At 40.4% G+C, this 3,135-nt stretch carries 2 protein-coding genes; both read left to right on the top strand.

Annotated features, from left to right (window positions below):
* The first annotated feature begins 852 nt into the window (after positions 1-852).
* Positions 853-2,070, top strand: a complete 1,218-nt coding sequence (locus ACIFQN_RS35720; RefSeq protein WP_429837791.1) for an IS110 family transposase — start codon at positions 853-855, stop codon at positions 2,068-2,070.
* 167 nt (positions 2,071-2,237) lie between these two features.
* Positions 2,238-2,888 carry a tyrosine-type recombinase/integrase gene (locus ACIFQN_RS35715; protein WP_429837790.1) on the top strand — a complete coding sequence of 217 codons (651 nt, stop codon included), beginning with the start codon at positions 2,238-2,240 and terminating at the stop codon, positions 2,886-2,888.
* The last annotated feature ends 247 nt before the right edge of the window (positions 2,889-3,135 follow it).

Raw genomic sequence — 3,135 nt, 5'->3', positions numbered from 1 at the left:
GAAGAGTAGAGGGTTGTTTAGTTAGCTGGCAAGGCTTTTTTCATTTTCGGAAATGATCTGCACTTTTCGGTTGCCAAAGTGTGTACTTCTATTTTGCCAAACACACCTTCGTCACAAGTAGCGAAACATTTTATAACTGGTTAAGTATATTACATGCTGTTTCGGTATTAATTAAAGTGGATTAATGTTTCTCCTAGCTGAGATAAGGGAGTGGGATTATCTTCTCGACCCCACTCCCCTCTTTATTATTTTGTACAGATACCAAGTCTCACCAGACATTTACGTATGCTATATTTGAACTTTCGCCTTTGGTGCATTGTACCTTAGTAATGCTTTATTTATAGAATGTCTACCTCCGCCTGATCCAGTGAATGTAAGCTTATTAGTTGATAAATTATAACTAGCCCCACATTCTTTCCATATTTTTGCATTGCTGTTCAGTGATAATAAAGTTTTAGACCAGAACCCCTTATAGTACAAGGAGTCCCGGTCTTCAAAATCACTAGGTATTTGAAAATTAGTTTTAGACTCAACTTTAGAATTAAGCAATCCATGGCTCTAAACTGAATAATAAAGTTTTAGACTGACTCATTGAACTATCGAGCCCGTTAGTCACCCATGCAGCGCAAGACCAGCGCTGCACCAAAGATGATGAAAATGGTTTGAATCCGTCCATACTGCTACTACGGCTGGAGAGGAAGGTCGTTTTAAGTTGGTGCTACGAGCCCATCCGTTAGTCTGACTCCAACGATCATGGTGCATCATAGATTGTCGCTCCCTTTCGGGAAGCACTCATGGGAGATTAGTCCTTTTATGATTGTTGCACCAGCCTCCAATCAAAGGATAACTTCAATGAAGGTAATCATTGAACGCTCGTGTGGTATGGATGTTCATAAGGACAGTATTACTGCATGTGTCATTACACCAGAAGGAAAGGAGATTCAAACGTTTTCTACTAAAACTGTTTTTCTATTGCAGTTAATTGACTGGATTAAAAAGCATGGGTGTACCCATGTAGCGATGGAAAGTACAGGAGTATTCTGGAAGCCAATTGTTAACCTATTAGAAGCTGAAGATATTGAGTTTTTAGTCGTGAATGCCCAACATATGAGAGCTCTCCCTGGACGTAAAACGGATGTCAAAGATGCGGAATGGATTGCCCAACTTCTTCGTCATGGGCTTCTAAAAGCTAGCTTCATTCCAAGACGAGATCAACGAGAACTACGAGAACTCGTTCGCTATCGCCGAAGTATCATAGAAGAACGCGCTAGGCAACATAATCGGATTCAAAAAGTGTTAGAAGGAGCAAACATCAAGCTAGGCTCTGTGGTTTCAGATAGTATGGGCGTATCATCTAAGGATATGCTTCGTGCCATCGCAAATGGTGAAGACGATCCTGAGAAACTAGCCAATTTCGCTCGACGAAGCTTGAAAAAGAAGAAAGAAGAACTAGAGCTCGCTCTTCGAGGCTATGTCAATCCTCATCAACGATTGATGCTAAAAACCATTTTAACCCATATTGACTTTCTCACCGAGCACATTGACATGCTAGATCAAGAGGTTACCCAGAGAGTCCATTCTTACCAGGAAGATATCGAACGGTTAGATTCCATACCTGGCATTGCGACTCGAATGGCAGAACAAATCCTAGCTGAAATTGGGACCAACGTGGAGAAACAGTTTCCAAGTGCAGCCCATTTATGTTCCTGGGCAGCCGTCGTACCTGGACATAACGAGAGCGCAGGTAAACGGAAGTCAACGAAATCCAAAAAGGGTAATAAGTATTTAAAATCAGCCTTAACAGAAGCAGCTCATTCAGTTGGTGCCTCCAAAAACTACCTGGGTGCATTGTATCGCCGAACACTAGCACGAAAAGGTAAAAAAAGAGCAGCCATTGTAGTAGCCCACGCCATGTTGAGAATCGCCTATTATCTTTTGACTAGAAAAGAGATGTATGTAGATTTAGGTGAGGACTATTTTGATAAACAAAAACAACAAGCGATTGTACGAAATTCGCTTCGAAGACTAGAAAACTTAGGTTATACCGTTACCATTTCAGAGGTCTCCTAATCCCTTAATCTCGTCCAAAGTCCCATTACATCAGGCGCTGCACTTTTAAAAAAATCGAATGAGCTGCGTCTTATTTAGTATTGCCGTTTTTACCAACTTACAGAATTTAATTTTCATGGTAGATATACCCTATCAGGATTTAGATAAACTCCGAAAAGAAAATATTATTGGCTATATTAGCTGTCTTATCCGAGGACGAAAATGGCGATCCGTTCTTACGACGGAATGTATTAGCAAAAATTGAATTGAGATCCAATTCGGATACTCTACTCCACCGCGCTAACGCCATGCGACCTAAAATCCTGGTAGATAACCAAGCGGATCGATTTGTGAATTTTGTTTATAACGGTTATCTCAAATCCTGTAATACGAAGCAAAAACAGGAGTTTCATTTTCAAAATCGTGAACGCGACGTGGCAATTATCGTCTATATTCTGGCTACTGGTCTACGAGTAAGCGAAATCATCAATTTGAACCTAAACGACATCAATATGGAAACAAAGCAGGTCACTCTTACGAGAAAAGGCGGAAAACAAGATACCCCTTCTTTCTCAGAATGGGGAAAAAATTATCTCCAACGTTATTTAGATATTCGACATAAGTATAATCCACCAAAAGATGAGCCCGCCGTTTTCTTAGCAAAGTCACCAGCTAATCAAGAAGGTCATCGCATTTCAAAGCGTGCAGTACAGACTTTTGTAGAACGTTATGGAATTGCATTTGGGGTTCCTAATTTGACCGTACATAAGCTTCGTCACAGTTTTGCTACAAACTTTCTACGAAATAATCCAGGTGAACTTGAGACTCTTCAGGCCTAATTGGGACATAAGTCAAAAGATACGACCAGTATTTATGCCGACTTATTATGTGATGTTGTAAGTCAAGCTGTTGAGCGTACAACTGGGCATAACGACAAGTGAGGAGGTAAATTATGGTGGAGTATTAAGAAATGACTTGCATTTCGATTCTAGTTGATAGAGCTTCTTAGTTCCATACATTTAGTAGGTAAGTAGCATCCTCATTTCTGCTGTTCTATCAGATAAATCGTGAACGTCAAATAGGCCC

This window comes from Brevibacillus sp. NRS-1366 (assembly GCF_050467985.1).
The sequence above is the reverse complement of the archived record's forward strand: the minus strand, read 5'-3'. Positions and strand labels throughout refer to the sequence as shown.

Excerpts from the sequence above, each read along its gene's own strand:
- ACIFQN_RS35720 (WP_429837791.1), top strand. The coding sequence starts at position 853 with ATGAAGGTAATCATTGAACGCTCGTGTGGTATGGATGTTCATAAGGAC.